This window comes from Nocardioides marmotae (assembly GCF_013177455.1).
GTDB lineage: Bacteria > Actinomycetota > Actinomycetes > Propionibacteriales > Nocardioidaceae > Nocardioides > Nocardioides marmotae.
Genome location: NZ_CP053660.1, coordinates 828,272 through 851,594, shown reverse-complemented (window position 1 = coordinate 851,594; position 23,323 = coordinate 828,272). Strand labels below are relative to the sequence as shown.

Below are 23,323 nucleotides of genomic sequence, written 5' to 3'. Positions count from 1 at the left end.
GGTGACCACCCTGGTGTACCTCCTCCTCGGCGGCAGCGGACCGCTGCGCGACGCCCTCCTCGCGGGCGGCCTCCGGGACCGGCTCGCCGCTCTCGGGGCCGGCCGGCTCCAGGTCAACCTCGACGACGACCCGGTCGCCGACGCGATGCGGATCGCCTCCCCCGACGGGCCGGTCCGCGCGGTCGTGTCGGTGTGGACCGGCGACACGGCCACCGGGGCGGTCATCGGGGCGGTCACCGACGCGCTCGCCGGCGCGGTCGCCGGGTCCGGCGCGAGGCTGGCGGGCTACGAGGTCGAGCAGCGCCGGCCGCTGGAGCCGCCCGCGGTGCCGGACGGGGTGCGCGCGGACGCCCTGGCCAACGTGGCGGTGCTGCGCCGCCCGGCCGAGCTGGACGAGGCCGAGTGGCGGCACCGCTGGCTGGTCGACCACACCCCCGTGGCGATCGCGACGCAGGGCACCTTCGGCTACCTGCAGAACGTCGTGGTCGCGCCGGTGACCGCGGACGCGCCGTACGTCAGCGCGATCGTGGAGGAGCTGTTCCCGATGGCGGCCACCACCGACCTGCACGCGTTCTACGGCACCGGCGGCGACGACGCCGAGCTGCGCTCGCGGATGGAGCAGATGATGGCCAGCGTCTCCCGGTTCGGGGCCGACCGCGGCCTCGACCTGGCGCCGACCAGCCGCTACTGCTGGTCGCTGGAGCGGCGGGAGCGACGCGCGATCGCGTACGACGGCGCCCGGACGCGGCGCACCCAGGGGTAGTTCGGCAGGCCCGGCAGCTCGTTGAGGATCGCGTCGAACTCCAGCGCCGGGTCGTCCTCGGCGGCGCTGTCCGGGTCCACCGACTCGAGGTGGAGGTCGGCGAAGACCCGCCAGCCCGAGCGGAGGCCGGCGACGGCGAGCTCGACGTGGTGCTCGGCGACGTACCGCGCACCGAGGAGCACCGCGCCCTGCGGACCCCGGTAGGGGAACAGCGTGGTGAGTGGACGCGTGGTCATCCCCGCGGACGGCACGACGAGGAACCGGCTCACCGGACCCCAGCCGTTGGTCGAGAGCAGCACGTCGGCGTGCCGGCGGCCGTGCTCGACCGACTCCTCGGCGGCCTCGGCGGGGCTCGCCCCGCCGAGCGGCACCTTGATCGCGAGGCCGTGGATGTCGGGCAGGCCCTCGGGGAGGCCGATCCCCTTGGACTCCCGGGCGACCACCTCGTCGATCCCGGGCTCGTCGAGGAACCGCACCCCCGTGCCGGGCTCGACCCCGCGCCGCTCCAGGCGCCCGCGCAGCACCCGGCCGACCGGGTGCATCGGCTTCTCCGCCGGCCGGGCGGCCGCGAGGCCGCGGACGGCGGTGGCGATGACGGCGCCGCCGACCCGGGCGGGCAGGGCGGACAGGGTGTTGGTGGATCTCACGACGTCCTCCGAGGGGCGGTGGCGGTGCGGGGCGGGAGCCGGTGCAGGGCGACGTCGCCGAGGACGCCGTCGGCGACCCGGGCGGTCAGGTAGGTGCAGTGCGGCTGCTGCCGACGGTCGGTGGGCGACCCCGGGTTCAGCAGCCGCAGGCCTCGGGGCGTGGTGGTGTCCCAGGGGATGTGGCTGTGCCCGAAGACGAGCACGTCGAGGTCGGGGTACGCCGCGTCGGCGCGGGCCTCGCGCCCCTGCCGGCCGCCGGTCTCGTGGACGACCCCGAGGCGTACGCCGTCGAGCTCCACCCGGGCGACCTCGGGCAGCCGCGCCCGCAGGCCCGGGCCGTCGTTGTTGCCCCAGCAGGCCACGAGCCGCCGGGAGCGTTCCTCGAGCCGGTCCAGGGTGGCCTCGTCGACCCAGTCGCCGGCGTGGACGACGACGTCGGCCGCCTCGACCGCCGCCCACAGCGCGGCGGGCAGGTCCTTGGCCCGCTTGGGCAGGTGGGTGTCGGCCATGATCACCAGGTCCATCGGTCCTCGGGCCTCCTCCCCCAGCGTCGGCGGGGTGCTCGGGTCGTCGTGGATGTGCGTCGGGCTGTCACCGGGTTGTCACCGGGTCATCCGCAGGCGACGCAGCGGCGGGCCTCGGGGCGGACCTCGAGGCGCTCGGCCGGGATCGGGCGGCCGCAGCGCTCGCACACGCCGTACGTGCCGGCCGCCAGCCGGTCCAGCGCCGCCTCGATCTCGGCCAGGCGGCGCACCGCCTGCTGCACGAGGGTGTCGAGCTGGGAGCGCTCGAAGGCGATGGTCGCGCCCTCGGGGTCGTGCTCGTCGTCGGCGTTGGTGTCGCGCGAGGCCTCGACCATGCCGGTGTAGTCGCCGCGCAGGGCCACGAGCCGGCGGCTGACCAGGGCGTGCTCGGCCCGCAGCCGCTCCTCGGCCTCGGCGTGGTCGCCGTCGGCGTGGTCGGCGGCGTCGCCGGTCAGGCCGTCGCCTGGGCGCTGATGAGCAGGCACCCGAACTCCTGCCACGGCTGGCCCTGCCGGGCCACGGCCAGCTCCGCGGTGTGCCCGCCGACCATCCGGGCGGCGACGAGCAGCGGCTCTCCCCCGTCGGCCCCGTCGGCCGCCTCCGGGTCGGCCAGCACGCCGGTCATCGTCCACTCCAGCCCCGGCACCTCCGGGCGCACGCGTCGGCTGACCCGGCTCCACGTGGTGGCGGCCAGGACGAAGGTCAGGTCCGCCTCGCCCGCGCCGCGCTCGACATGCACGGTCAGGCCGCGCACCGGCGCCTGCGGCCCGAGGAGGCTCGCCTCGCGGGACTCGGTCACGACCACGTCGTCGGTGCCGGCGCGGTCGAAGTACGCGTGCCCGACAGGCTGGTCCAGCCCGCGGCGGTAGAGGCGCCCGCGCACGGGGACCGACAGCGGTCGGATGACCGACGCGGTCCGGGTGGCGAGGGTGAGGATCGACATGCGCAGGCGGTACCCGGACAGCTTGTCGCGGACACTCCTCCCGACGGCTGGTCTCGACCGGATCGAGCGCGGACGGCAGGCCTAATTGCTCCGCTGATCGAGCAGCGATCCGTAGCGGCCACCCTCGATGGTCGACCAGCGAGCCCTGGCGGCCACCCGCTGGTCGAGCAGCGAGCCCTGGCGGCCACCCCCGCTGGTCGAGCAGCGAGCCCTGGCGGCCACCCCCGCTGGTCGAGCAGCGAGCCCTGGCGGCCACCCGCTGGTCGAGCAGCGAGCCCTGGCGAGCGTGTCGAGGCCCGGTGAGGTGCGCAGGGCATCGGGGTGGTCGAGGCACCTGGGCGCGGCTGCCTGTCGGCTCGCGGTGGGCGGGGGTCGACCGTTGTGGTTGAGGCGGTCGAGGGATGCGCCCTGCCTCCGCTGGTCGAGCAGCGAGCCCTGGCGAGCGTGTCGAGGCCCGGTGAGGTGCGCAGGGCCTCGGGGTGGTCGTCCGGCCGCGGGTGGTGCGTTGTTGAAGGAGTTTGAGAAGGACGTGGTTGCGCGCCGCTGGGGTGCGGGTGCTTGGGCGCGGCTGCTTCTCGGCTCGCGGTGGGCGGGGGTCGACCGCCGTGGTTGCGGTGGTCGAGGGATCTGACTGCGGGGCGGACCTGGTCCGTCGGCTGGTCGGCCTATGTCCGCCGGTGGAAGGCGACCTTGCCGTCGGGGAGGTGGCTGGTCTCGAAGGCCGGGTCGTGGATCCGGGCGTGGTGACGCGGGCAGAGGTTGCGGGCGTTGGCGAGATCCGTCGTGCCGCCACTGGACCAGGGCTGGTCGTGGTGGGCGTGGCACAGATGGGCCGGCCAGTCGCAACCTTCCGCGGTGCAGGTCGGCTGGGTCAGGTTCAGCCCCCGCCGCTGAGCCCCGGAGAACAGCCGCGTCTTCCGGCCGAGGTCGAGCAGCTCAGACCTGGTGCCAAGGACGGCCGGGATGAGTCCGGCTTCGCATGCGAGGCGTCTGGCGGTGGCGGCAGAGATGACGCCGCCGTCGTCGAGCACCCCCCGGCGCGAGCCCACCGCCGAGGGACTCGTGATCGAGGGTGACGACGACGGTGGCGTTGAGGCCGCCGAGCCTGGGGAGCGTGTCGGTGGGGAGCCGTTCGAGGAGCTCGCAGAACGCATCCCCCATCCGTTCCGGTGATGGCCGGCGCTCGATCTCCTCGGCCGCGTCGGGATCTTCGGTGCGGGTCGCGGCTTGATGCTTCGGTGCGGCGTACGCGAGCAGGGTCTTGTGGAGCATCGCGGCGTGCAGCTCGGGGATCGAGAACTTCCCGCGGACCGAGCCCTTCCCGTCGGGGCACATGGTCAGCCACGCGTTCGCGCGGGCCTCCCGTTCCTCCCGCTCCAAGGCACGGGCGTCCCGGGCCTCACCGACCTCGGGAGCGACCACGGTGAGGACGTGCTTGGCGAGCACCGCCAGCGTCTTCGGGTCGAGATGCGCCGCCTCGTCGAGGAGGTGCTGCTCGGCACGGGCCGGGACGGTGGGGTCCTCCAGGTCCTCGGGCAGCCGATCGACACAGGAGGTGATCACCCGGGCGTGGTCGATGGAGATCGCGCCCTCGACCAGCGCGGCCGAGGTGGGCTCGTGCCGGTTGAGGGACTCCGCGAGCCGGGCCCGGCCCTTGGCCACCCGCCGCTCCTGCCGGGTCCGGTGGGCCCACCACGAGGCGGTGTCGGTTGCACCGGCGCGTTCGCCGGCATGCCGCCGGTCGGCCTCCGCGACCAGGCGGAGTGCGAGGGCATCGGCCTGCGCGCGGAGCTTCTCGGCCTCCAGGAGGGTGGCCTCGACGTCCTCGTCCGACATCGACCACAGGTCCGCTGTGGCGGCTGCGCGGGTCTTCTTCCGGGACTTCGCGACAGCCCGGCACACGGTGTGTGCGTGGTGTCGGGCGTCCTTGGCCATGGGTCTACTCAAGCACCGACCACCGACAGTCGAAGCGCTGTTTCCCCAGGTCAGACCGCATGTTGAGACGCGAATGCGATCAGCTTCGGGCCCCGCCCCGGCGGCCGCGGCCCCGTGCCTCGACGGCGTCCAGGTACGCCTGCACGATCGCGTCCACGCCCTGGTCGACGTCGAGCACGATGCCGCCCTCGTCGGGCTCCAACGGCTCGAGCGTCGCGAGCTGCGAGGTCAACAGCGACGCGGGCATGAAGTGCCCGGCGCGCACGGACTGCCGGCGGGCGATCACGTCAGGGTCGCCGTCGAGCAGCACGAAGGTGGTAGCGGGGGCGTGGTGGCGCAGCTGGTCGCGGTAGGCCCGCTTCAGCGCCGAGCAGCTCATCACCCCGCCGTCGAGGTGGCGGGCCAGCCACCGGCCGACCTCCTCCAGCCAGGGTCGGCGATCGCCGTCGTCGAGGGGCTCACCGCGCGACATCTTCGCGATGTTGGCCGCCGGGTGGAGGTCGTCGGCGTCCGCGAACGGCACCCCCAGTCGCCGCGCGAGCGCGGCCCCCACCGTCGACTTGCCCGACCCCGAGACGCCCATGACGACGAGCAGGTGGCCCATGCGCGTCACCGTACGCCGGGCGGCAGCAGCGTCTCGGTGAGGAAGTCGGCCGCCGCCCGCTCGAAGACCGGCCGGTGCCGGAGCATCGCGTGCCCGGCCCCCGGGACCTCGCGCCACTCGACGTCGGCCCGGCGGCGCAGCCGATCGGCGACCGCCCGCGCTCGCTCGGGCGCGGCCACCCGGTCCTCGGTGCCGTGCACGAGGAGCACCCGCCGTCCCGCGAGGTCGGCGTCGTCGGCGCGGTGCAGCCACGGGTTGAGCGCCACGACCGCGGCCACCCGCGGGTCCTGGCCGGCCAGCAGCGCGGCCCGCCCGCCGAGCGAGTGGCCGACGAGGCCGACCGGCAGGTCGCCGTACCGCTCCCCCACCCGGTCCATCGCCCAGCGGGCGTCGTCGACCGGGGTGCGGCCCGTCCCCCACCCGCGCCGGGCGTTGAGGACGCGGTGCACCGCCAGCCGCCCGCGACCGGCGCGGGCGATGCGCGCCGCGACGGGCACCATCCGCAGCACCGAGAGCTGCCACGGGCTGACGAGCGGGTCCTCGGGCCGCTGGTCGCCGCCGTGCAGCACGAGCACGACCGCCTCCGCCCGGGGCGGCGTGCGGGTGGCGACGAGACGGGGCTGGCTCACCGGCGCACGGTACCCGCGGCGGACCTCAGGCGGACCTCAGTCCAGCGGGCCGAGCCGACGGATCTCGAGCTCGACCTCGCGCCGCTGGCGCTCCCGGAGCCGCTGGAGGCGGGCCTGCTTCTGCTCCCGGCTCAACGCGCGCCAGGACCCTCGCGGCCGGGGGCGCGTGGCGGCGTACATGGCGCCATCGTGGCGGGACGTGCCGAGGGCTGTCGAGGTGTTTTCGGCACCGCGCGGGCCGGGGCTGGTCCTACGCTGGCGGCCATGGGCGAGCGCAACGTGCTGGGCGGGGAGCTGGTGCCCTGTGGCACCGACCCGCTGACCGGCTTCTACCGCGACGGGAGCTGCTCGTGCGGCTCCGACGACGTCGGGCTGCACGCGGTGTGCGCGGTGATGACCGCCGACTTCCTCGAGCACCAGCGCTCGGTCGGCAACGACCTGACGACGCCGCGGCCCGAGTGGCACTTCCCCGGGCTGCACCCGGGTGACCCGTGGTGCGTGGTGGCGGGTCGGTGGCTGCAGTCCTACCAGGCCGGCGCCGCCGCGCCGGTCGTGCTGGCCGCGACCAACGAGCGGGCGCTGGAGGTGGTCCGGATCGAGCTGCTCGAGGAGCACGCCGTCGACGTGCCGCCCGACCTCAGCTCGCTCGGTTGACCGCTCTCCGGCCCAGACGGCCCGGCCGACCCAGCAGGCTCAGCGCAGGCGCCACACGCCCGGCGTACCGGGCTCGATGACGCCCTCGTCCTGAAGCGCGCGGCGCGCCTTGCGGGCCGCGAGCTGCCAGCGCGGCTCGCCGGTGGGCGAGGGGTCGCGGTCACCGGGGCGCAGGGCCTCGCCGAGCAGCTCGTCGAGCGCGGGGAAGACCTCGTCGGCCGGCAGCTCGCCGCCGTGCTCCTGGAGCAGCGCGACGATGGGCGCCTTGAGCTCGTCGGGCGAGGTCCACTTGCGCGGCGGGGCCTTCTTCACCGGGGTGCCGGGCACGCGCGCCGGGGTCCGGGTGCGGACGGGGGCGGCCTTCTCGGCCGGCACCGGCACCGGCTCGGGGCGCCCGTGCACGCACTGGCTCAGCGGGAGGTCGCACAGCTCGCAGTAGTCCTCGGCCACGTCGACCCAATCTACGGACCCCTGTCCAGCGCTCGCGCGCGGGTCCGCCGACCCGCCCGGCAGCGAGTCGTGCGTCACCGCCTGCGCAGCAGGACCAGCACCTCGTAGTGGCGGGTGTTGGGGAACATGTCGAGCAGCCGCCCGCGGACCGGGGCGTAGGACGGCATGGCCGCCAGGTCGGCCGCGAGCGTCCGGGCGTTGCAGCTGGAGTAGAGCACGTGCGGGACCCCGGAGCCCTCCAGCCACCCGGCGAGCTGGTCGCCGATGCCGCGCCGGGGCGGGTTGACGACGACGAGGTCGGGCCGCGTGTCCCCCGCCGCGTCGAGCGCGTACGCCGTCGCGTCGCCGGCCACGAACCGCGCGTCCGACAGGCCGGCCGCCGCGGCGCTGTGCTCCGCGGAGCGCACCGCCTCCGCGGAGATCTCCACGCCAGTGACGGCCCGGCCGGGCGCCGCGAGGTGCAGCGCGAACCCGCCGACCCCGCAGTAGAGGTCCCACACCGAGGCAGGCGCGAGCTCGGCGACCCAGGCCGACGCCTCGGCGTACAGCGCGACCGCCATCGCGGTGTTGGTCTGGAAGAAGCTGCGCGGGCGCAGGTGCAGGGTGACCGCCCCGAGCGGCATCGCGAGCGTCGAGGACGGGGTCAGCACCAGCTCGCGCTCCCCCTCGAGCACGGCCTTGTGGTCGGGCTGGAGGTTGACCGTCGCGACCGCGACCGGGAGTCGCTCGAGCAGCCAGGGCAGGTGCTTGCGCAGCCGCGCCACCGGCTCCTGGGAGCGGCAGACGAACCGCACCATCAGCTCACCGGCCGGCGACTCCGTGACCAGCAGGTGCTTGAGCTCCCCGCGCCGCTGCGCGACGTCGTACGGCGCCAGGTCGGCGCGGGCGATGAAGTCGGCGAGCACCGGCAGCGCGTCGTGGAGGCCCGGCGTGTGGAGCCGGCACTCGCGCAGGTCGACGCCGGCGAGGTCCCGGTCGAGGATGCCGAGGGTCGGGGCCGCGGCCGTCCCGCCGACGACCATCTTGGCCTTGTTGCGGAAGCCGGCGGGTGCGGAGGCGACCGGCTCGGACCACCCGGCCGCGGGGGTCGGCAGCAGCGCGGCGACCTCGCGCTGCTTCTCGGCGAGCTGGGTCGGGTAGGGCTGGTCGAGCAGGGTGCACGACCGGCACCGTCCGGTGTCGAAGTAGTCGCACCGGACGGCCACCGACCGGGTCAGCTCCATCTCGGACGGGTCACTGGGCGGGTCACTGGCCGGGGCACTCCGGGTCACTCCGTCGTCGGGAGGCCGAGGTCGGCGAGGGCGTCGTAGCCGCCGCCGTTGACGACGCTGCCGAACCCCAGGCCGCGCATCACCTCGATCGCGCGGGTCGCGCGGGCGCCGGACGCGCAGTAGACGACGTAGTAGGTGTCGCGCGGCAGCTCGTCGACGCGGTCGCGGAAGTCCTCGGCCCCGAGGTCGAGGTTGGCCGCGCCGTCGATGTGCCCGGCGGCGTACTCCTCGGGGGTGCGCACGTCGAGCACGGTCGCCCCGCGGTCGATCAGCCGCTCGATCTCGCTGGTGTCCTCGGCGCACGCGCCGAGGCCGAGCAGGCCGACGAGGAGGAACGGGAGCAGCAGGATCCTCACCACTGGCCGTGCACCGCCTCTCGGAAGTAGCTGTCGTAGAGCCCGCGGACGCCGGAGAGCAGCTCCGCGGACAGGGGCGGCAGCGAGCCGGCGGCCGCGTTGGCGCGCGCCTGCTCGGGGTTGCGGGCGCCGGGGATGACCGTGGTGACGCCGGGCTGCTGCCAGACCCAGGCCAGCGCGACCTGGGCGGGGGTGGCGCCCTCCGGGCCGTGCTCCGCGGCGAGCCGGGAGAACTCCCGCGCGGCGGCGACGCCGGTGGCGAAGTCGACGCCGGAGAAGGTCTCGCCCTTGTCGAAGGCGCTGCCGTCGCGGTTGTAGGTGCGGTGGTCGTCGGCGGCGAAGGTGGTCTGCTCGTCGTAGCGCCCCGAGAGCAGGCCCGAGGCGAGCGGGACGCGCGCGATGATCCCGACGCCGGCCTCCTGCGCGGCGGGCAGGACGCGGTCCAGCGGCTTGAGCCGGAAGGCGTTGAGGATGATCTGGACGCTGGCGACGTGCGGGCGCGCGATCGCGGCGAGCGCCTGGTCGGCGGTCTCGACCGAGACGCCGTACGCCGCGACGGCGCCGTCGGCGACGAGCGTGTCGAGGGCGTCGTACGTCGCGTCGTCGGCGATCGTCGCGCTCGGCGGGCAGTGCAGCTGCACCAGGTCGAGGGTGTCGACGCCGAGGTTGCGGCGGGACCGGTCGGTCCACTCGCGGAAGGCGTCGAGGCGGTAGTTCTCCGGGACCTGGTCGACGCGGCGGCCCATCTTCGTGGCCACCGTGAGGCCGTCGTGGTCGCGCAGGAACGCGCCGATGACCTGCTCGCTGCGGCCGTCGCCGTACACGTCGGCGGTGTCGAGGAAGGTCACGCCCGAGGCGACCGAGGCCTCCAGCACCGCGCGGGCGTCGGCCTCGCTGACCTCGCCCCAGTCCGCGCCGAGCTGCCAGGTGCCCAGGCCCACGACCGAGACGTCGCGGCCGGTGCGTCCGAGGGTGCGTGCGTCCATGGGCCTCATCCTCCCCGACCGGGCGAAACGGCCGGGCGGCGGCCGATGAGTCGGCGACCCGGGGTCGGTCGGAGCCGGTGAACCCACCCCACACCCGGAGGCGACCATGCCCGTCCAGCTCAGCCCCTACCTGCACTTCGACGGCACCACGCGCGAGGCGATGAGCTTCTACCACTCGGTGCTCGGCGGGGACCTCACCGTCGACACCTTCGCCGACCACGGGATGGACGGGCCCGGCTCGGACGGGGTCATGCACTCGATGCTCCGCACCGAGGACGGCCTGATGTTCATGGCCTCCGATCTGCCGCCCGGGACCACCCTGAGCCCCGGCGACGCGACGGTCTCGATCACCCTGAGCGGCGACGACGAGGCACGGCTGTCCGGCTGGTTCCACGCGCTGGCCGAGGGCGGCGAGGTGCACGTGCCGCTGGAGAAGCAGATGTGGGGCGACCTGTTCGGCCAGCTCAAGGACCGGTACGGCGTGCAGTGGATGGTCGACGTCGGCTGACCAGCCGACCACCGTCGTTGGGCGCCCGGCACAGAGCGCCCGCTCGGTCCACCCGACTACGGTGGCACCCGCGCGGCCGGCCGGCCGTGCGGTGCGAGCCGGGAGGTTGCCGATGCAGCTGGAGCTGTCCGCCGAGGATGCCGCGTTCCGCGACGAGATGCGGGCGTTCTTCACCACCGAGGTCCCGCAGGAGATCCGCGACGCCGTCGCGAACCGCCGCGAGCTGACCAAGGACCAGATCATCGAGAGCCAGCGGGTGCTCAACGCCCACGGCCTCGCCGTGCCGAACTGGCCGGTGGAGTGGGGAGGCAAGGACTGGTCCCCGCTGCGGCGCCACATCTGGCACGAGGAGATGCAGCGCGCCGACGTGCCCGCTCCGCTGCCGTTCAACGCCTCGATGATCGGGCCGGTGATCGCCCACTTCGGCTCCCAGGAGATCAAGGAGCGGTTCCTGCCGGCGACGGCGAACCTCGACATCTGGTGGTCCCAGGGCTTCTCCGAGCCCGACGCCGGCTCCGACCTGGCCTCCCTGCGCACGACCGCGGTCCGCGACGGCGACGAGTTCGTCGTCAACGGCCAGAAGACGTGGACGACGCTGGGCCAGTACGGCGACTGGATCTTCACCCTGGTCCGCACCGACCCGGAGGTGAAGAAGCAGGCGGGCATCTCGATGCTGCTCATCGACATGACGTCCCCCGGCCTGACCGTCCGCCCGATCGAGCTCATCGACGGCGGCCACGAGGTCAACGAGGTGTGGTTCGAGGACGTCCGCGTCCCGGCCGAGAACATGGTCGGTGAGCTGAACTCCGGCTGGACCCAGGCCAAGTTCCTCCTCGGCAACGAGCGCGTCGGCGTCGCCCCTGTGGGCGGCACCAAGCGGGTCCTGGCCCAGGCCAAGGACTGGGCGCGGGAGACCGGCCAGCTCGACGACGTGCTCACCGCGAGCCGGATCGCCGAGCTGGAGAACGAGCTGCTCGCCCTCGAGCTGACCGCGCTGCGCGTGGTCGCGCACTCCGCCGACGGCAAGCCGCACCCGGCCTCCTCGGTGCTCAAGCTCAAGGGCACCGAGCTGCAGCAGGCGGTCTCCGAGCTGGTCGTCGACCTCGCCGGCCCGGCCTCGCTCGCCTCCGGCGCCGGGGACGACTCCGACCTGCCCTGGTGGTCGCGCCGCGCCACCCCGGCGTACCTCAACCTCCGCAAGGCCTCGATCTACGGCGGCTCCAACGAGGTGCAGCGCCAGATCATCGCCAAGACGATCCTCGGCCTCTGACGGGACGGGAAGGGACTCTCATGGACTTCACCTACGACGAGGAGCAGCAGGCGCTGCGCGAGGCCGTCCGCGGCCTGGTCGGCAAGGCCTACTCCGACTACGAGCAGCGGCGCCAGACCGTCGCTGCCGACCCCGGCTTCGACGAGGCGCAGTGGGGGCGGATGGCCGAGATGGGCCTGCTCGGCCTGCCCTTCAGCGAGGACGACGGCGGCGTCGGCGCCGGCCCGGTCGAGATCTCGGTCGTGGCCGAGGAGCTCGGTCGCGTGGTCGCCCCCGAGCCGTACCTCACCTCCGTGGTGTGGGCCGGCGGGCTGGTCAGCGCGGTCGGCACCGCCGAGCAGCGGGCCGAGGTGCTCGGCGCGCTGAGCGCCGGGCAGAGCGTGCTCGCCCCGGCGCTGGCCGAGCCCGGCCGCCGCTGGACCGACGACGCCACCGAGGTCACCGCCGGCGAGGACGGCGGGGCGTGGACGCTGACCGGCACCAAGGAGCCGGTGCCGCAGGGCGCCCGCGCCGACGTGCTGGTGGTCAGCGCGATGCTGCCCTCCGGCGGCACCGGGCTGTTCCTGGTGCCCGGCGACGCCGCGGGCCTGACCCGCACCGGGTACGCCACGCACGACGGCGGCCGCGCGGCGAAGGTGACCTTCGAGGCCACGCCCGCGACCCCGCTCGGGGAGCCCGGCGCGGACGTGGCGGCCTCGATCGCCACCGTCACCGACCTGGCGCGGATCATGGCGTGCAACGAGGCCGTCGGCGCGATGGAGACCGCGCTGCGCACCACCTCGGCGTACCTCACCTCGCGCAAGCAGTTCGGCGTCACGCTCAACACCTTCCAGGCGCTGACGTTCCGCGCGGCGGACATGTACATCTCCCTGGAGCTCGCCAAGTCGCTCGCCGTCTGGGCGACGATGGTGGTCGCCTCCGGCTCGCCGGCGGAGATCGCCGAGGCGGCGCGGCGCGCGTCACTGCAGGTCGCGCGGGCCGGCCGGCACATCGGCCAGGAGGCGATCCAGCTCCACGGCGGCATCGGCATGACCGCGGAGTACTCCATCGGCGCCTACACCAGCCGGCTGACCTTCCTCGACCACCTCCTCGGCGACGCGACGTTCCACCTGCGCGCGCTCGCCGCGACGGTGGGCGACCACGCGGAAGTCGACCCGCTGCCCTGAGCACCGTCGGCGCCCCGGCCCGGCCCACCCCTCGGGTGGTCCGGGCCGGCTTCGCGCCGGTCAAGGGCACCCGGCACCAGGCGTACGACGCGGTCACGCTCTCCCGGCTCGGGCCGGTGGGCGACCGGGCCTGGTGCCTCGTGGACGTCGACCGGCGGCGGGTGCTGCGCACCGTGCAGCACCCGTCGCTCGTCGCCGTCGCTGCGGTCACGTCCCCGGACGGGCTGACCCTCACCCTGCCGTCCGGCGCGGTCGCCGCCGGTCCGGTCGTGCCCTCGGGCGCCCCGCTCACCTGCGACTACTGGGGCCGCCCGGTCGCGCTCGACCTGCTCGACGGGCCGCACGCGGCGCTCCTCTCGGCCCACCTCGGGACGTCGGTGCGACTCGCGGCGGCGCCCCCGGGCGGGGTCGTGTACGCCGGCGCGGTCACCCTCGTCTCCACCGGCACGCTGCACGCGCTCGCGTCGCGGACCGGCCTCGCGGTCGACGACCTCGCCGCCCGCTTCCGGCCGACCTTCGTGGTCGAGGCCGACGAGCCGCACGCCGAGGACGCGTGGGTCGGCGCGGAGGTCGACCTGGGGCCGGCCCGCGTGCGGGTCACCTCCCGCGTGCCGCGCTGCGCCGTGGTCGACCTCGACCCGGTCACCGGCGAGCGGGGCGGCGGCGTGCTCGCCGCGCTGGCGACGTACCGACCCCGCGGGGCGACCGGCGACCTCCTCCTCGGCGTCGACGCCGAGGTCGTCGTGCCCGGCACCGTCACGCCGAGTCCGCACTTCTAGCCCGCCGAGACCGCACTTCTGGCGCGCCGAAACAGCACCTGTCGCGCGCCGAAACCGCACTTGTGACAGGTCGAGTCAGCACTTCGTACGTCGCAAGTGCCGACTCGGGGCGCCACAAGTGCCGACTCGGCCCGCCGGAAGTGCCGACTCGGCGGGCTCGGGGGTGGAGGCTGGGGGCTCAGGCGGGGGCGGGCTCCGGGCGGGCGAGCTTGCGCAGCTGCCGGCCGAGGTTGCGGCGGTTGGTCTCGGCGAGCCAGCCGTTCGGGAGGGAGAGCCGGACGACCTTGTGCCAGGCGCTGGCGACCTGCTGCGGGAGCGGGCGGGCGTTGTAGGAGAGGCCGTACCGGTCGAAGATCGCGCGCATCCGGGGGGCGATCTCGCCGTACCGCCGGCTGGGCAGGTCCGGGAAGCAGTGGTGCTCGATCTGGTGGGACAGGTTGCCGGTCATCAGGTGCATGAACTTGGAGCCGGAGATGTTCGCCGAGCCGAGCATCTGGCGCAGGTACCACTGGGCGCGCGTCTCGTTCTCGTCGAGCTCGGACTCCTCGAAGGTCTCCACGCCCTCGGGGAAGTGGCCGCACATGATGACGGAGTGGCTCCAGACGTTGCGGCCGAGGACCGCGACGGCGTTGGCGGCGAGCGTCGCGCGCCAGCCGGGCCCGCTGAGCAGCGGGTGGACCACGAAGTCCTTGGTGACCTGCTTGCGCACCTTGTGCAGCGCGGCCCGGACCTCCGCACGCTTCTCCGGCGACATCTTCTTCTTCTCGCGCAGGTGCTCACCGAAGTCGAGGTCGTACATCGCGATGCCGTACTCGAAGATGCAGGCGGTGACGAAGTTCCAGGCCGGCTGGATCAGGTGGCGCGGGCGCCAGGGCTGCGCCTCGTCGACGCGCAGGATCCCGTAGCCCAGGTCGTTGTCGCGGCCCAGGATGTTGGTGTAGCGGTGGTGGACCTCGTTGTGCGCCCGCTTCCACTGCGCGGCCGGGGAGGCGTGGTCCCAGTCCCAGGTCGAGGAGTGGATCTTCGGGTCGCGCATCCAGTCCCACTGCCCGTGCAGGACGTTGTGGCCGATCTCCATGTTGTCCAGCGCCTTGGCCGTGGTCAGCCCGACCGTGCCGAGCACCCAGACGAGCTTGTTGCGGCCGGCGGCGATGAGCGCCACCCGGCTGCCGAGCTCGAGGGCGCGCTGCACGCGGATGACCCGGCGGATGTACGCCGCGTCGATCTCGCCGCGGTCGTCGAGGACCTCCTGGCGGATCGCGTCGAGCTCCCGCCCGATCTCCTCGACCTGCTCGGCGGTCAGCCCGCCGGGGTAGCGCTTCTCGACCTGCGTGACCTGCGTGACCGACCGGCCGCCGGGCTCGTGCGCCACAGCGGGAGGGGCCGTCGTGAGGTCGTCCCGAGTCACCGTCATGGACCTACGGTGCCCGATCCCCGGTCGACGTACATCCGCAGGGTCGACATTTGACCTTGACGTGCGTCACCCGACACCTGGTCCTCGGTCCGCGCGGCGGCCATCAGGAGGGTGCGTCGTGCCGGACGGGCCCCTGCTCGGCGAGCCGCTGGCGCTGCGGGACGACGGTGTACTTCGGGTCCTTCGCCGACTCCTGGCCGGCCTCGAACACCCCGAACCGGGTGCACGCCGAGCCCGCCATGAGCGCGGCCCCGGAGAGCGCGGCGACGGCCCGGCTGCGACCGGCGAGCAGGGACCCGACGGCGCCGGCGACGGTGAGCGCCTTGGCCGCACGCATCAGCCGGCCGGCCTTGCCCTCGTGGAGCGGCTCGGCGGTGATCCCCATGGACTGCTCCATGCGGTGCTCCATGACCAGCTCCAACGTGGCGCCGGCGACCGCGAAGCGGCGGGCCGGGCCGGTCTCCGCGACCGGCGCGGTGATCATCGCCATCCCCGCGGACGCGGCCGCGGCCGAGCCGACGAAGACGAACGGCAGCTCACGGTAGGCGGAGTGCCACGACGGGGTGGCGGTGTCGGAGAGCAGGACCGCGGTGTACGACGCGACCGCCGGCGCGAGGAGCGCGGCCACCACGCCGGAGGGCCGCTCGACGTACGGCACCAGCCCCAGCGGACCGCGGGTGCGCCAGCGCGGCGGCAGCATGCCGACGACCTCGGCGCCCGCCGCGGCCACCGCGAAGGGACCGTAGGCGGAGAGGATCCAGGTGCCGACCGACATCGGCGAGGTCAGCTTCGCGACCCGGAGCATGTTGTAGAACCGGCTCGGTGTGCCGAGGTCGTGCACGAGGGCGACCATCGAGACGCCGAGCGCCCCCAGCGCGGTGATCCGGCCCGAGCGACGCATCGCCGGGCGGCCGGTCAGGTCGGCGCCCGCGGCGAGCAGGGAGGACCCGGCCGCGAGCCCGCCGGCGAAGAGGTACGCCGGGATGTCGGCCTCCCACGGCGAGGGCTTGACGATCGGCCGGCCGTAGTAGGAGGTGAACTCCGCCTCGGGGACCATCGACCGGTCCCCGCCGCGACCGCCACCGCCTCGGCGCCGGCGACGGCCGCCACCGGCCGCGCCGGGGACGGCGCCGACCCCGGCCCCGGGCCGGTGGACGGTCTCCGGGCCGGTTCCCGCGCCGGTCTGCGGGTCGCTCGTGGGGTCGGGGCTCATCCGCGCCTCCCCAGGAACGCCAGGGCGGCGCCGGCCAGCAGGGTGGCGGCGGCGGCGGTCGCCCGGTTGAACATCTGCGGGAGGTCCTTGGTGGTGACCACCGGGTCCGGCGGGAAGCCGTAGACCTCCGGCTCGTCGAGCAGCAGGAAGAACGCGCCCGTGCCGCCGACGCCGTCCGCGGGGTCGTTGCCGTAGAGCCGGGCATCCATGATGCCGGCCTCGTGCAGCTGCTCGACCCGCTGGTTGGCCCGTTCGCGGAGCTCCTCGACGTCGCCGTACTGGATCGACTGGGTCGGGCAGGCCTGCGCGCAGGCGGGCGTCTTGCCCGCGTCGAGCCGGTCGTAGCAGAGCGTGCACTTCTGGGCGATGCCGACGTTCTTGGCGCCGTCGGGGCCCTTGCGCCGCTCGATCACGCCGTAGGGGCAGGCCGGCACGCAGTACCCGCAGCCGTTGCAGATGTCGTCCTGCACCACCACGGTGCCGAACTCGGTGCGGAACAGCGAGCCGGTCGGGCAGACGTCGAGGCAGGCCGCGTGGGTGCAGTGCTTGCACACGTCCGAGGACATCAGCCAGCGGAAGTCGGGCCGGCCGTCGGCGCCGTTGGCCAGCCGCTCGGCCGCGCCCTCCCCGGCCCCCTCGGTGAAGGCGGCCGGCATCGCGGGCATCCCGAGGTCGACCGATCCCGCGGTCGCCCGCAGGCCGGAGTCCTGCTGGCCGAGCCGCTTGGGCTGCTCGATGAAGGCCACGTGGCGCCACTGGTTGGCGTTGAGCGAGTGGCTGTTGTCGTAGGACGTCGCGGTCATGTCGAAGTGGTCCGCCGGGACGTCGTTCCACTCCTTGCAGGCCACCTCGCAGGCCTTGCAGCCGATGCAGATCGAGGTGTCGGTGAAGAACCCCTTCCGCTTGGGCCGGTCCTCGTCGTAGCCGGCGTCGGCCGCGGGGTCGAGGGGGCCCCAGAAGGAGTTCTCGCTGATCGTCCAGCTCACGACGCGCCACCTCCGCCGCCGGTCGGGTCGCCCTCGTCGTCGCCGGCCGCGCCCGGGCCGGTGGTGACGATCGGGACGGTGCGGTCGTCGAAGACCCCGGCGCGCTTCTGGTAGGCCGTCACGAGGTCGACCATCGCGCGGCCCGTCGGCCGTCGGCCCGGGAGGACGTCACAGGTGCCCACCTTGGTCTCCTGGATCAGCACGTTGGGGTCCAGCGAGATGCCGAACAGGTCGTTGGCGGAGTCGCCGGTCACCAGGCCACCCGTGCCCCAGTGGTAGGGCAGCCACACCTGGTGGACGGTCCGCCCCTCGACCCGCAGCGGGGTGAGCCGCTCGGTCACGAGCACCCGTCCCTCGACGGCCGCGCGGGCGGTCACCACGTGGCACCAGCCGCCGTTCTCCAGCCCGCGCTCGGTGGCCAGCTCCGGGCTGACCTCGATGAACATCTCCGGCTGGAGCTCGGCCAGCCGGGCGACGTACCGGCTCATCCCGCCGGCCGTGTGGTGCTCGGTCAGCCGGCTGGTGGTGAAGACGAACGGGAAGACCCCGTGCCCGTCCTCGGGCGGGCTGGGGTTCATCCGGTTGTCCTGGCGGGGGTACTCCTTGCGCGTGGGGTTGGCCTGCTGGCCGTAGATCGGGTTGCGGAACGGCGACTCGACGGGCTCGTAGTGCGCCGGCAGCGGCCCGTCGATGAGCCCCTGCGGCACGAACAGGCTGCCCTTCCCGTCGCCCTGCATGATGAACGGGTCGTCGCCGGCGATGCCCTTGATGCCGTCCTCCCCCTGCTCGGGGCGGTACGTCGGCGGCTTGGTCACCTCGAAGTCCGGCACGTCGTGGCCGGTCCACCGCTCCTGCTCCTCGTCCCACCAGACGTAGGCCTTCCGCTCGCTCCACGGGCGGCCCTCGGGGTCGGCCGACGCGCGGTTGTAGAGCGTGCGGCGGTTGGCGGGCCAGGTCCAGCCCCACTCGGCGGCGACCCAGTCCTGCTCGTTGCCGGGCTTGCGGCGGGCGGCCTGGTTGACGCCGTCCTTCATGACCCCGGTGTAGATCCAGCAGCCGCCGGCCGTGGACCCGTCGTCGGCCATCTCGGTGAAGGTCGACAGCGGGCGGCCGGTCGCCACCTCGAAGCCGTTGATCTCGGCGAGCACGGCCTCGGCGTCGGGGTCCTGGGTCTCCCCGAGCAGCGGGTAGTCCCAGGTCAGGTCGAGCAGCGGGCGGTCGCGCTCGTCGGTCGAGCCGGCGAGCCGCTCGCGGATCATCCGGCCGAGGTGGAAGAAGAACCACAGCTCCGAGCGGCAGTCGCCCGGCGGCTCGACGGCCTTCTCGCGCCACTGGAGCATCCGGTGGGTCTGGGTGAAGGTGCCCTCCTTCTCCACGTGGGAGGCGGCGGGCATGAGGAAGACCTCGGTGCGGCACTCCTCGGTGACGATCTCGCCGGTCTCGATCTCGGGCGCGTCCTTCCAGAACGACGCGCTCTCGATCTCGAACAGGTCGCGCACGACCAGCCAGTCGAGGTTGGCCATGCCCAGGCGCTGGGCCTTGCCGTGGGCGGAGCCGACGGCGGGGTTCTGCCCGAGCAGGAAGTAGCCCTTGACCTTGCCGTCGATCATGTCGAGCACGGTCCGGTAGGTCCCGTGGTCGCCCGTGATCCGCGGCAGGTAGTCGAAGCAGTAGCCGTTCTCCGCGGTCGCGTGCTCGCCCCACCACGCCTTGAGCATGCTCGTGGCGTAGGCCCCGGCCTTGGACCAGAAGCCCTTGGCACCGGGGTTGCGGACGGCGTCGATCCACTGGTCGAAGGACTGGTGGTCCTCGGCGTTCGGCATCGGCAGGTAGCCCGGCAGGAGGTTGAACAGCGTCGGGATGTCGGTGGAGCCCTGGATGCTCGCGTGCCCGCGCAGCGCCATGATCCCGCCACCGGGGCGACCCATGTTGCCCAGCAGCAGCTGGAGGATCGCGCCGGTGCGGATGTACTGCACGCCGACGCTGTGCTGGGTCCAGCCGACGCTGTAGACGAGCGCGGTGGTCCGGTCCCGCTTGGAGTTGTCTGTCCAGGCGCGGCAGACCTCGAGGAACGCCTCCTCGCTCACGCCGCACGTGCTCGAGACCATCTCGGGGGTGTACCGGGCGAAGTGCCGCTTGAGCACCTGGTAGACGCAGTTCGGGTGCTGGAGGGTCTCGTCGCGCTGGACCTCGCCGTCGACGCTCATGCCGTGCGTCTCGTGCTGCATGCCGGACGCGGTCTCCCGCTGCGTCTGGTGGTCCTGCCGGTCGTCGGCCTCACCCTCCTGGGAGGCGTACTGCCAGGACTCGGGGTCGTAGGTCCGCGTCTCGGGGTCGAAGCCGGAGAAGAGCCCGTCGAGGTCGTCGAGGTCGACGTACTGCTCGCTGACGATCGTCGCGGCGTTGGTGTAGTTCACGACGTACTCGCGGAAGTCGAGCTCGTTGCTCAGGACGTAGTTGATGATCCCGCCGAGGAACGCGATGTCGGTGCCGACGCGCAGCGGGACGAACTGGTCCGCGAGCGCGCTGGTCCGCGTGAAGCGCGGGTCGACGTGGATGACCTTCGCCCCGCGGGCCTTCGCCTCCATGACCCACTGGAAGCCCACGGGGTGGGCCTCGGCCATGTTGGAGCCCTGGATGACGATGCAGTCAGCGTTGGACAGGTCCTGCAGGAAGCCTGTGGCGCCGCCGCGCCCGAACGAGGTCCCCAGACCGGGGACCGTGGCGGAGTGTCATATCCGCGCCTGGTTCTCGATCTGGATGGCACCCATCGCGGTGAAGAGCTTCTTGATGAGGTAGTTCTCCTCGTTGTCGAGGGTCGCCCCTCCGAGGCTGGCGATGCCCATCGTGCGCCGGACCTTGCGGTCCCGCTCGTCGAGGTCCTGCCAGGTGTCGTTGCGCGCCTTGACGACCCGGTCGGCGATCATCTCCATCGCGACGTCGAGGTCGAGGTCCTCCCACTCGGTGCCGTACGGCCGGCGGTAGCGGACCTTGGTCTGGCGCAGCTCACTGGTCACGAGGTTCTTGCTCGCCGCGCCCTTGGGGCACAGGCGGCCGCGGTTGACCGGGCTGTCGGGGTCGCCCTCGATCTGGATGACCTGCTCGTCCTTGACGAAGACCTGCTGCGCGCAACCCACCGCGCAGTAGGGGCAGACGCTCTTGGCGACCCGGTCGGCGGTCTCGGTGCGGGCGGTGGTGGCGTCGGTCTGCTTGGACCGCGCGGCGACGCCGCGACCGAGCACGTCCTTGCCCAGCAGCTGCCGGAGCACCGGCCAGCCCAGGTTCACCTTCGCCACGGTCACCTCCCTCGGTGCGGCGAGAGTACCCCGCTCCCCCGACGGTCATCCCCATCCCACCGACCACTTGCCAGACCGGAAAGTGATGGGTTAACTTTCCAATATGGAAAGCATCCCGGACCCCGAGCTCTTCCGCGAGCTGGAGCGCGCCGAGGCCGCGCCGTACGTCGACTACCCGCCGACACCGTGGTGGTACTTCCCCGCCGCCGGTGCCTGGTTCGCCGGCACGACCGGCATCCAGGGCCTGACCGACGACCACCTCCCGCTCGCGATCGCCCTGCTCGTGGTGCTGCTCGTGGCGCTCGGCGTGTTCTGCGGGTGGTACACCCGCTACCGCGGCGTGATGCCCTCGATGTTCAGCCGCACGCCGCGGGAGATGCGCCGCACGTTCCTCGTCTACTTCGTCGGGGTGGCCCTGGTCTTCGGAATCGTCTGGTGGACGGCGTCGGCCGCCGGCTGGCCGGCCGCCTCGGGGGTGATGTTCGTCCTCGCGACCGGCGGGCTGATCCTCCACGAGCGGTCCTACGGCGCGGCCGCGGCGCGCATCCGGGACCGGCTGTCGTGACCGGCGGGCTCGACGAGCTCGACCCGGTCATCCACGCCCCCAAGCGGCTCGCGGCGATGGCGCTGCTGTCGAACGCCAGCAGCGCGACGTTCCCGTTCCTCCGCGACCACCTGCAGATCAGCGACTCCGACCTGTCCAAGCAGATGGCTGCGCTGGAGAAGGCCGGCTACGTCAGCGTGGCCAAGACCGGCCGCGGCCGGGGTGCGACGACGTCGTACCGGATCACGCGCGCCGGCAAGGCGGCGTACGCCCGGCACCGCAAGGCGCTGACCGCCATCCTCGGCGGCTCCTGACCCGTCAGCGCACCTGCACGGTGACGCCGTCGCGCGCCGGCACCAGCTCGCCGATGACCGGGTGGCCGGGCAGCTCGCCGGCGACGAGCAGGCCGCCGGAGGTCTGGGCGTCCGCGAGCAGGACCAGCTCGTCCTCGTCGACCCCGGCTTCCAGGAACGGGCGGACCCAGTCGAGGTTGCGCCGGCTGCCGCCGGGCACGAACCCGTCGCGCAGCGCCTGCCGGGCCCCCTCGACGTACGGCACCGCGCTGGCGTCGACGATCGCCGTCACGCCGCTGGCGCGCGCCATCTTGTGCAGGTGGCCGAGCAGGCCGAAGCCGGTCACGTCGGTCGCGGCCTTCAGACCTGCGGCGACGGCCGCGCGGGAGGCGTCGCGGTTGAGGGTGGTCATCACCGCGATCGCCTGCTCGAAGACCTCACCGGTGGCCTTGTGCCGGTTGTTGAGCACCCCGAGGCCGAGCGGCTTGGTGAGGGTGAGGGGTACGCCGGCGGGCGCGGCGTCGTTGCGCAGCAGCTTGTCGGGGTGGGCGAGCCCGGTGACGGCCAGGCCGTACTTGGGCTCGGGGTCGTCGATGCTGTGCCCGCCCGCGAGGTGCGCGCCGGCCACGCGGCACACGTCCGCGCCGCCCCGCAGCACCTCGGCCGCCAGCTCGAACGGGATGCGGTCGCGGGGCCAGGCCAGCAGGTTGAGCGCGACCAGCGGCTCGCCGCCCATCGCGTAGACGTCGGAGAGCGCGTTGGCCGCGGCGATCCGCCCGAAGTCGTAGGGGTCGTCGACGACCGGGGTGAAGAAGTCGGTCGTCGCGATGATCGCCCGCTCCCCGTCGATCCGCACCGCCGCGGCATCGTCACCGGAGTCGAGCCCGACCAGCAGGTCGCCCGACGCGTCCTGGTCGGCCCGCCCGCTCAGCAGGCCGCCGAGCACCCGCTCCAGCTCCCCCGGCGGCACCTTGCACGCACAGCCCCCGCCCGACGCGAACTGGGTCAGCCGGAGGGTCGTCGTCGCAGGCGTCGTCATGGCCTCGAACCTAGCCCGGCGGGCGTGGGGGTGGGGGGTGGGCGGGGCGTCGGGGTCACCGGTTAACCGGTGACCCCTGCACATACCACGGCAAATCTGCCCCGATATGTGCAGGACTCCCCTGAGAAGTGCCGGCCCGGGAACGCCGCCGACCACCGGACGGGGCCCTAGGATCACCGGTGGAGGCGTTCCTCGTCTGGTGACGGGCGCGGTCCTCAAAACCGTAGTGGCCGAGCATCTCGGTCAGGCGGGTTCGATTCCCGTCCGCCTCCGCCAAGCCTCCCGGCCCCGCCCGGGGAACAGCCCCGTGCAACAGCCCCGTGCAACAGACCCGGGGAACAGACCGGCCCCCGAGCACGCTGGGCCGGACATGACCACCATCGGACTCATCGGCAGCGGCAACATCGGCACGGCGATCGCCAGGCAGGCGGTCGCCCAGGGGCACGACGTGGTGCTGAGCAACTCCCGCGGCCCCGAGACGCTGGCCGACCTGGTCGCCGAGCTCGGCCCGCGGGCGCGCGCCGCGACCGCCCAGGAGGCGGCCGAGGCCGGCGAGGTCGTCGTGGTGACGATCCCGTTCCACGCCGTCGACCAGGTGCCGGTCGAGCCGCTCGCCGGCAAGGTCGTCATCGACACCAACAACTACTACTTCGAGCGCGACGGCCACGACGCGGCGATCGACCGCGGCGAGGACTCCCCCAGCGAGCGGCTCGCCGCGCACCTGCCGGGCTCGCGGGTCGTCAAGGCGTTCAACGCCATCCAGGCCGCCCACATCGTCGACGCGGCCCGGCCCGCCGGCGACGCCGAGCGCCGGGCGATCCCGATCGCGGGCGACGACGCCGAGGCCAAGCAGGTCGTCGCCGGCCTCATCGACTCCTTCGGCTTCGACCCGGTCGACGCCGGCCCGCTGGCCGAGGGGCGTCGCTTCGACCGGGACAAGCCGGCGTACGGCGCCGAGGCCGGCGCGGCCGCGACCCGGGAGCTGATCGCCCAGGGCTGATCGAGCGGCGGGCGGACGGCTGCGGGCGGCGACGGGCGAGGGTGATGAACGCG

At 73.8% G+C, this 23,323-nt stretch carries 27 protein-coding genes, 1 tRNA gene and 1 pseudogene; 10 read left to right on the top strand and 19 right to left on the bottom strand.

What is annotated here, in order from left to right; all coding sequences use genetic code 11:
- Nucleotide 1: 1 nt before the first annotated feature.
- Nucleotides 2-763 (top strand): hypothetical protein, encoded by a 762-nt coding sequence (locus HPC71_RS04025; protein ID WP_171896132.1) that lies wholly within the window; start codon nucleotides 2-4, stop codon nucleotides 761-763.
- Here HPC71_RS04025 and HPC71_RS04020 read toward each other — a convergent pair.
- The 9 genes from HPC71_RS04020 to HPC71_RS03980 form a co-directional block, all read right to left on the bottom strand.
- Nucleotides 685-1,410: a hypothetical protein gene (locus HPC71_RS04020; RefSeq protein ID WP_154613812.1), complete on the bottom strand. Its 726-nt coding sequence runs from the start codon at nucleotides 1,408-1,410 to the stop codon at nucleotides 685-687. The genes HPC71_RS04025 and HPC71_RS04020 overlap by 79 nt on opposite strands.
- Complete coding sequence (locus HPC71_RS04015) at nucleotides 1,407-1,934, bottom strand: metallophosphoesterase family protein (RefSeq protein WP_154613811.1); 528 nt, start codon at nucleotides 1,932-1,934, stop codon at nucleotides 1,407-1,409. Before HPC71_RS04015 ends, HPC71_RS04020 begins: the two co-directional genes overlap by 4 nt.
- Before the next feature lie 86 nt (nucleotides 1,935-2,020).
- Nucleotides 2,021-2,419 carry a TraR/DksA family transcriptional regulator gene (locus tag HPC71_RS21035; protein WP_253943888.1) on the bottom strand — a complete coding sequence of 133 codons (399 nt, stop codon included), beginning with the start codon at nucleotides 2,417-2,419 and terminating at the stop codon, nucleotides 2,021-2,023.
- Nucleotides 2,386-2,877, bottom strand: coding sequence for a hypothetical protein (locus tag HPC71_RS04005; RefSeq protein WP_154613810.1), 492 nt, complete (start codon nucleotides 2,875-2,877; stop codon nucleotides 2,386-2,388). Before HPC71_RS04005 ends, HPC71_RS21035 begins: the two co-directional genes overlap by 34 nt.
- Nucleotides 2,878-3,542: 665 nt before the next feature.
- The gene (locus HPC71_RS21230) at nucleotides 3,543-3,908 is read right to left on the bottom strand and encodes an HNH endonuclease signature motif containing protein (RefSeq protein ID WP_171896130.1); all 366 of its coding nucleotides are present in this window, start codon (nucleotides 3,906-3,908) and stop codon (nucleotides 3,543-3,545) included.
- The gene (locus HPC71_RS03995; RefSeq protein ID WP_154613808.1) at nucleotides 3,814-4,812 is read right to left on the bottom strand and encodes a DUF222 domain-containing protein; all 999 of its coding nucleotides are present in this window, start codon (nucleotides 4,810-4,812) and stop codon (nucleotides 3,814-3,816) included. The genes HPC71_RS21230 and HPC71_RS03995 overlap by 95 nt, the downstream gene beginning before the upstream one ends.
- 79 nt (nucleotides 4,813-4,891) lie before the next feature.
- Nucleotides 4,892-5,416, bottom strand: coding sequence for a gluconokinase (locus HPC71_RS03990; RefSeq protein ID WP_154613807.1), 525 nt, complete (start codon nucleotides 5,414-5,416; stop codon nucleotides 4,892-4,894).
- 5 nt (nucleotides 5,417-5,421) lie between these two features.
- Nucleotides 5,422-6,045, bottom strand: a complete 624-nt coding sequence (locus HPC71_RS03985) for a dienelactone hydrolase family protein (RefSeq protein WP_171896128.1) — start codon at nucleotides 6,043-6,045, stop codon at nucleotides 5,422-5,424.
- A gap of 36 nt (nucleotides 6,046-6,081) precedes the next feature.
- Complete coding sequence (locus HPC71_RS03980) at nucleotides 6,082-6,225, bottom strand: hypothetical protein (RefSeq protein WP_154613806.1); 144 nt, start codon at nucleotides 6,223-6,225, stop codon at nucleotides 6,082-6,084.
- 84 nt (nucleotides 6,226-6,309) lie between these two features.
- Here HPC71_RS03980 and HPC71_RS03975 point away from each other — a divergent pair, with 84 nt between their 5' ends.
- Entirely contained in the window at nucleotides 6,310-6,699 is a 390-nt protein-coding gene (locus HPC71_RS03975; protein ID WP_154613805.1) for a DUF2237 family protein, read from the top strand.
- Nucleotides 6,700-6,738: 39 nt separating this feature from the next.
- Here HPC71_RS03975 and HPC71_RS03970 read toward each other — a convergent pair whose 3' ends face one another.
- From HPC71_RS03970 to HPC71_RS03955, 4 genes are all read right to left on the bottom strand, one after another.
- Nucleotides 6,739-7,149 (bottom strand): hypothetical protein, encoded by a 411-nt coding sequence (locus tag HPC71_RS03970; protein ID WP_171896127.1) that lies wholly within the window; start codon nucleotides 7,147-7,149, stop codon nucleotides 6,739-6,741.
- Between the two features lie 74 nt (nucleotides 7,150-7,223).
- A complete protein-coding gene (gene rlmC / locus HPC71_RS03965; protein ID WP_154613804.1) occupies nucleotides 7,224-8,372 on the bottom strand; it encodes a 23S rRNA (uracil(747)-C(5))-methyltransferase RlmC in 1,149 nt (382 codons plus the stop codon).
- A 44-nt stretch (nucleotides 8,373-8,416) separates the two neighbouring features.
- Entirely contained in the window at nucleotides 8,417-8,776 is a 360-nt protein-coding gene (locus tag HPC71_RS03960) for a rhodanese-like domain-containing protein (protein ID WP_154613803.1), read from the bottom strand.
- Nucleotides 8,773-9,762: an aldo/keto reductase gene (locus tag HPC71_RS03955; protein WP_154613802.1), complete on the bottom strand. Its 990-nt coding sequence runs from the start codon at nucleotides 9,760-9,762 to the stop codon at nucleotides 8,773-8,775. The genes HPC71_RS03960 and HPC71_RS03955 overlap by 4 nt, the downstream gene beginning before the upstream one ends.
- 106 nt (nucleotides 9,763-9,868) lie before the next feature.
- Here HPC71_RS03955 and HPC71_RS03950 point away from each other — a divergent pair, with 106 nt between their 5' ends.
- From HPC71_RS03950 to HPC71_RS03935, 4 genes are all read left to right on the top strand, one after another.
- Nucleotides 9,869-10,270, top strand: a complete 402-nt coding sequence (locus HPC71_RS03950; RefSeq protein ID WP_154613801.1) for a VOC family protein — start codon at nucleotides 9,869-9,871, stop codon at nucleotides 10,268-10,270.
- A gap of 112 nt (nucleotides 10,271-10,382) precedes the next feature.
- Nucleotides 10,383-11,540, top strand: a complete 1,158-nt coding sequence (locus HPC71_RS03945) for an acyl-CoA dehydrogenase family protein (RefSeq protein WP_154613800.1) — start codon at nucleotides 10,383-10,385, stop codon at nucleotides 11,538-11,540.
- 20 nt (nucleotides 11,541-11,560) lie between these two features.
- Complete coding sequence (locus tag HPC71_RS03940; protein ID WP_154613799.1) at nucleotides 11,561-12,706, top strand: acyl-CoA dehydrogenase family protein; 1,146 nt, start codon at nucleotides 11,561-11,563, stop codon at nucleotides 12,704-12,706.
- 35 nt (nucleotides 12,707-12,741) lie between these two features.
- Nucleotides 12,742-13,485: an MOSC domain-containing protein gene (locus HPC71_RS03935; protein ID WP_253943887.1), complete on the top strand. Its 744-nt coding sequence runs from the start codon at nucleotides 12,742-12,744 to the stop codon at nucleotides 13,483-13,485.
- A 178-nt stretch (nucleotides 13,486-13,663) separates the two neighbouring features.
- Here HPC71_RS03935 and HPC71_RS03930 read toward each other — a convergent pair whose 3' ends face one another.
- The 5 genes and pseudogenes from HPC71_RS03930 to HPC71_RS21285 form a co-directional block, all read right to left on the bottom strand.
- Nucleotides 13,664-14,899 carry a fatty acid desaturase family protein gene (locus tag HPC71_RS03930; protein ID WP_154613798.1) on the bottom strand — a complete coding sequence of 412 codons (1,236 nt, stop codon included), beginning with the start codon at nucleotides 14,897-14,899 and terminating at the stop codon, nucleotides 13,664-13,666.
- Nucleotides 14,900-15,002: 103 nt separating this feature from the next.
- Nucleotides 15,003-16,112 (bottom strand): NrfD/PsrC family molybdoenzyme membrane anchor subunit, encoded by a 1,110-nt coding sequence (gene nrfD, locus HPC71_RS03925; RefSeq protein ID WP_216656538.1) that lies wholly within the window; start codon nucleotides 16,110-16,112, stop codon nucleotides 15,003-15,005.
- Nucleotides 16,109-17,098 (bottom strand): 4Fe-4S dicluster domain-containing protein, encoded by a 990-nt coding sequence (locus HPC71_RS03920; RefSeq protein WP_253943886.1) that lies wholly within the window; start codon nucleotides 17,096-17,098, stop codon nucleotides 16,109-16,111. The genes nrfD and HPC71_RS03920 overlap by 4 nt, the downstream gene beginning before the upstream one ends.
- Nucleotides 17,095-19,818: pseudogene (gene fdh / locus HPC71_RS03915) on the bottom strand (formate dehydrogenase); the annotation flags it as partial. The pseudogene fdh and the gene HPC71_RS03920, both read right to left, overlap by 4 nt.
- A 12-nt stretch (nucleotides 19,819-19,830) precedes the next feature.
- Nucleotides 19,831-20,394, bottom strand: a complete 564-nt coding sequence (locus HPC71_RS21285; RefSeq protein ID WP_216656537.1) for a dehydrogenase — start codon at nucleotides 20,392-20,394, stop codon at nucleotides 19,831-19,833.
- A 103-nt stretch (nucleotides 20,395-20,497) separates the two neighbouring features.
- On the opposite strand from HPC71_RS21285, the gene HPC71_RS03905 reads away from it, so the two are divergent.
- Both HPC71_RS03905 and HPC71_RS03900 read left to right on the top strand, forming a co-directional pair.
- Nucleotides 20,498-20,959, top strand: a complete 462-nt coding sequence (locus HPC71_RS03905; protein WP_154613796.1) for a hypothetical protein — start codon at nucleotides 20,498-20,500, stop codon at nucleotides 20,957-20,959.
- The gene (locus HPC71_RS03900; RefSeq protein WP_253943884.1) at nucleotides 20,956-21,252 is read left to right on the top strand and encodes a winged helix-turn-helix domain-containing protein; all 297 of its coding nucleotides are present in this window, start codon (nucleotides 20,956-20,958) and stop codon (nucleotides 21,250-21,252) included. The genes HPC71_RS03905 and HPC71_RS03900 overlap by 4 nt, the downstream gene beginning before the upstream one ends.
- A 4-nt stretch (nucleotides 21,253-21,256) precedes the next feature.
- Here HPC71_RS03900 and selD read toward each other — a convergent pair whose 3' ends face one another.
- Nucleotides 21,257-22,270, bottom strand: a complete 1,014-nt coding sequence (gene selD / locus HPC71_RS03895; protein ID WP_154613795.1) for a selenide, water dikinase SelD — start codon at nucleotides 22,268-22,270, stop codon at nucleotides 21,257-21,259.
- A gap of 181 nt (nucleotides 22,271-22,451) precedes the next feature.
- Between selD and HPC71_RS03890 the strand changes: the two genes are divergently transcribed.
- Together HPC71_RS03890 and HPC71_RS03885 are read left to right on the top strand one after the other, a co-directional pair.
- A tRNA-Sec gene (locus HPC71_RS03890) sits at nucleotides 22,452-22,546 on the top strand.
- 94 nt (nucleotides 22,547-22,640) lie between these two features.
- Entirely contained in the window at nucleotides 22,641-23,270 is a 630-nt protein-coding gene (locus tag HPC71_RS03885; protein WP_154613794.1) for an NADPH-dependent F420 reductase, read from the top strand.
- Nucleotides 23,271-23,323: the final 53 nt, after the last annotated feature.

What these genes read in the sequence shown, in the direction of transcription:
- HPC71_RS03950 (WP_154613801.1), top strand. Translation starts at nt 9,869, where the DNA reads ATGCCCGTCCAGCTCAGCCCCTACCTGCACTTCGACGGCACCACGCGC.
- HPC71_RS03930 (WP_154613798.1), bottom strand. Translation starts at nt 14,899, where the DNA reads ATGACGGTGACTCGGGACGACCTCACGACGGCCCCTCCCGCTGTGGCG.
- HPC71_RS03905 (WP_154613796.1), top strand. Translation starts at nt 20,498, where the DNA reads ATGGAAAGCATCCCGGACCCCGAGCTCTTCCGCGAGCTGGAGCGCGCC.
- HPC71_RS04015 (WP_154613811.1), bottom strand. Translation starts at nt 1,934, where the DNA reads ATGGACCTGGTGATCATGGCCGACACCCACCTGCCCAAGCGGGCCAAG.
- selD (WP_154613795.1), bottom strand. Translation starts at nt 22,270, where the DNA reads ATGACGACGCCTGCGACGACGACCCTCCGGCTGACCCAGTTCGCGTCG.
- HPC71_RS03975 (WP_154613805.1), top strand. Translation starts at nt 6,310, where the DNA reads ATGGGCGAGCGCAACGTGCTGGGCGGGGAGCTGGTGCCCTGTGGCACC.
- HPC71_RS03940 (WP_154613799.1), top strand. Translation starts at nt 11,561, where the DNA reads ATGGACTTCACCTACGACGAGGAGCAGCAGGCGCTGCGCGAGGCCGTC.
- HPC71_RS04005 (WP_154613810.1), bottom strand. Translation starts at nt 2,877, where the DNA reads ATGTCGATCCTCACCCTCGCCACCCGGACCGCGTCGGTCATCCGACCG.
- HPC71_RS03945 (WP_154613800.1), top strand. Translation starts at nt 10,383, where the DNA reads ATGCAGCTGGAGCTGTCCGCCGAGGATGCCGCGTTCCGCGACGAGATG.
- HPC71_RS03955 (WP_154613802.1), bottom strand. Translation starts at nt 9,762, where the DNA reads ATGGACGCACGCACCCTCGGACGCACCGGCCGCGACGTCTCGGTCGTG.
- HPC71_RS03980 (WP_154613806.1), bottom strand. Translation starts at nt 6,225, where the DNA reads ATGTACGCCGCCACGCGCCCCCGGCCGCGAGGGTCCTGGCGCGCGTTG.
- HPC71_RS03885 (WP_154613794.1), top strand. Translation starts at nt 22,641, where the DNA reads ATGACCACCATCGGACTCATCGGCAGCGGCAACATCGGCACGGCGATC.
- HPC71_RS03990 (WP_154613807.1), bottom strand. Translation starts at nt 5,416, where the DNA reads ATGGGCCACCTGCTCGTCGTCATGGGCGTCTCGGGGTCGGGCAAGTCG.
- nrfD (WP_216656538.1), bottom strand. Translation starts at nt 16,112, where the DNA reads ATGAGCCCCGACCCCACGAGCGACCCGCAGACCGGCGCGGGAACCGGC.
- HPC71_RS03995 (WP_154613808.1), bottom strand. Translation starts at nt 4,812, where the DNA reads ATGGCCAAGGACGCCCGACACCACGCACACACCGTGTGCCGGGCTGTC.
- rlmC (WP_154613804.1), bottom strand. Translation starts at nt 8,372, where the DNA reads ATGGAGCTGACCCGGTCGGTGGCCGTCCGGTGCGACTACTTCGACACC.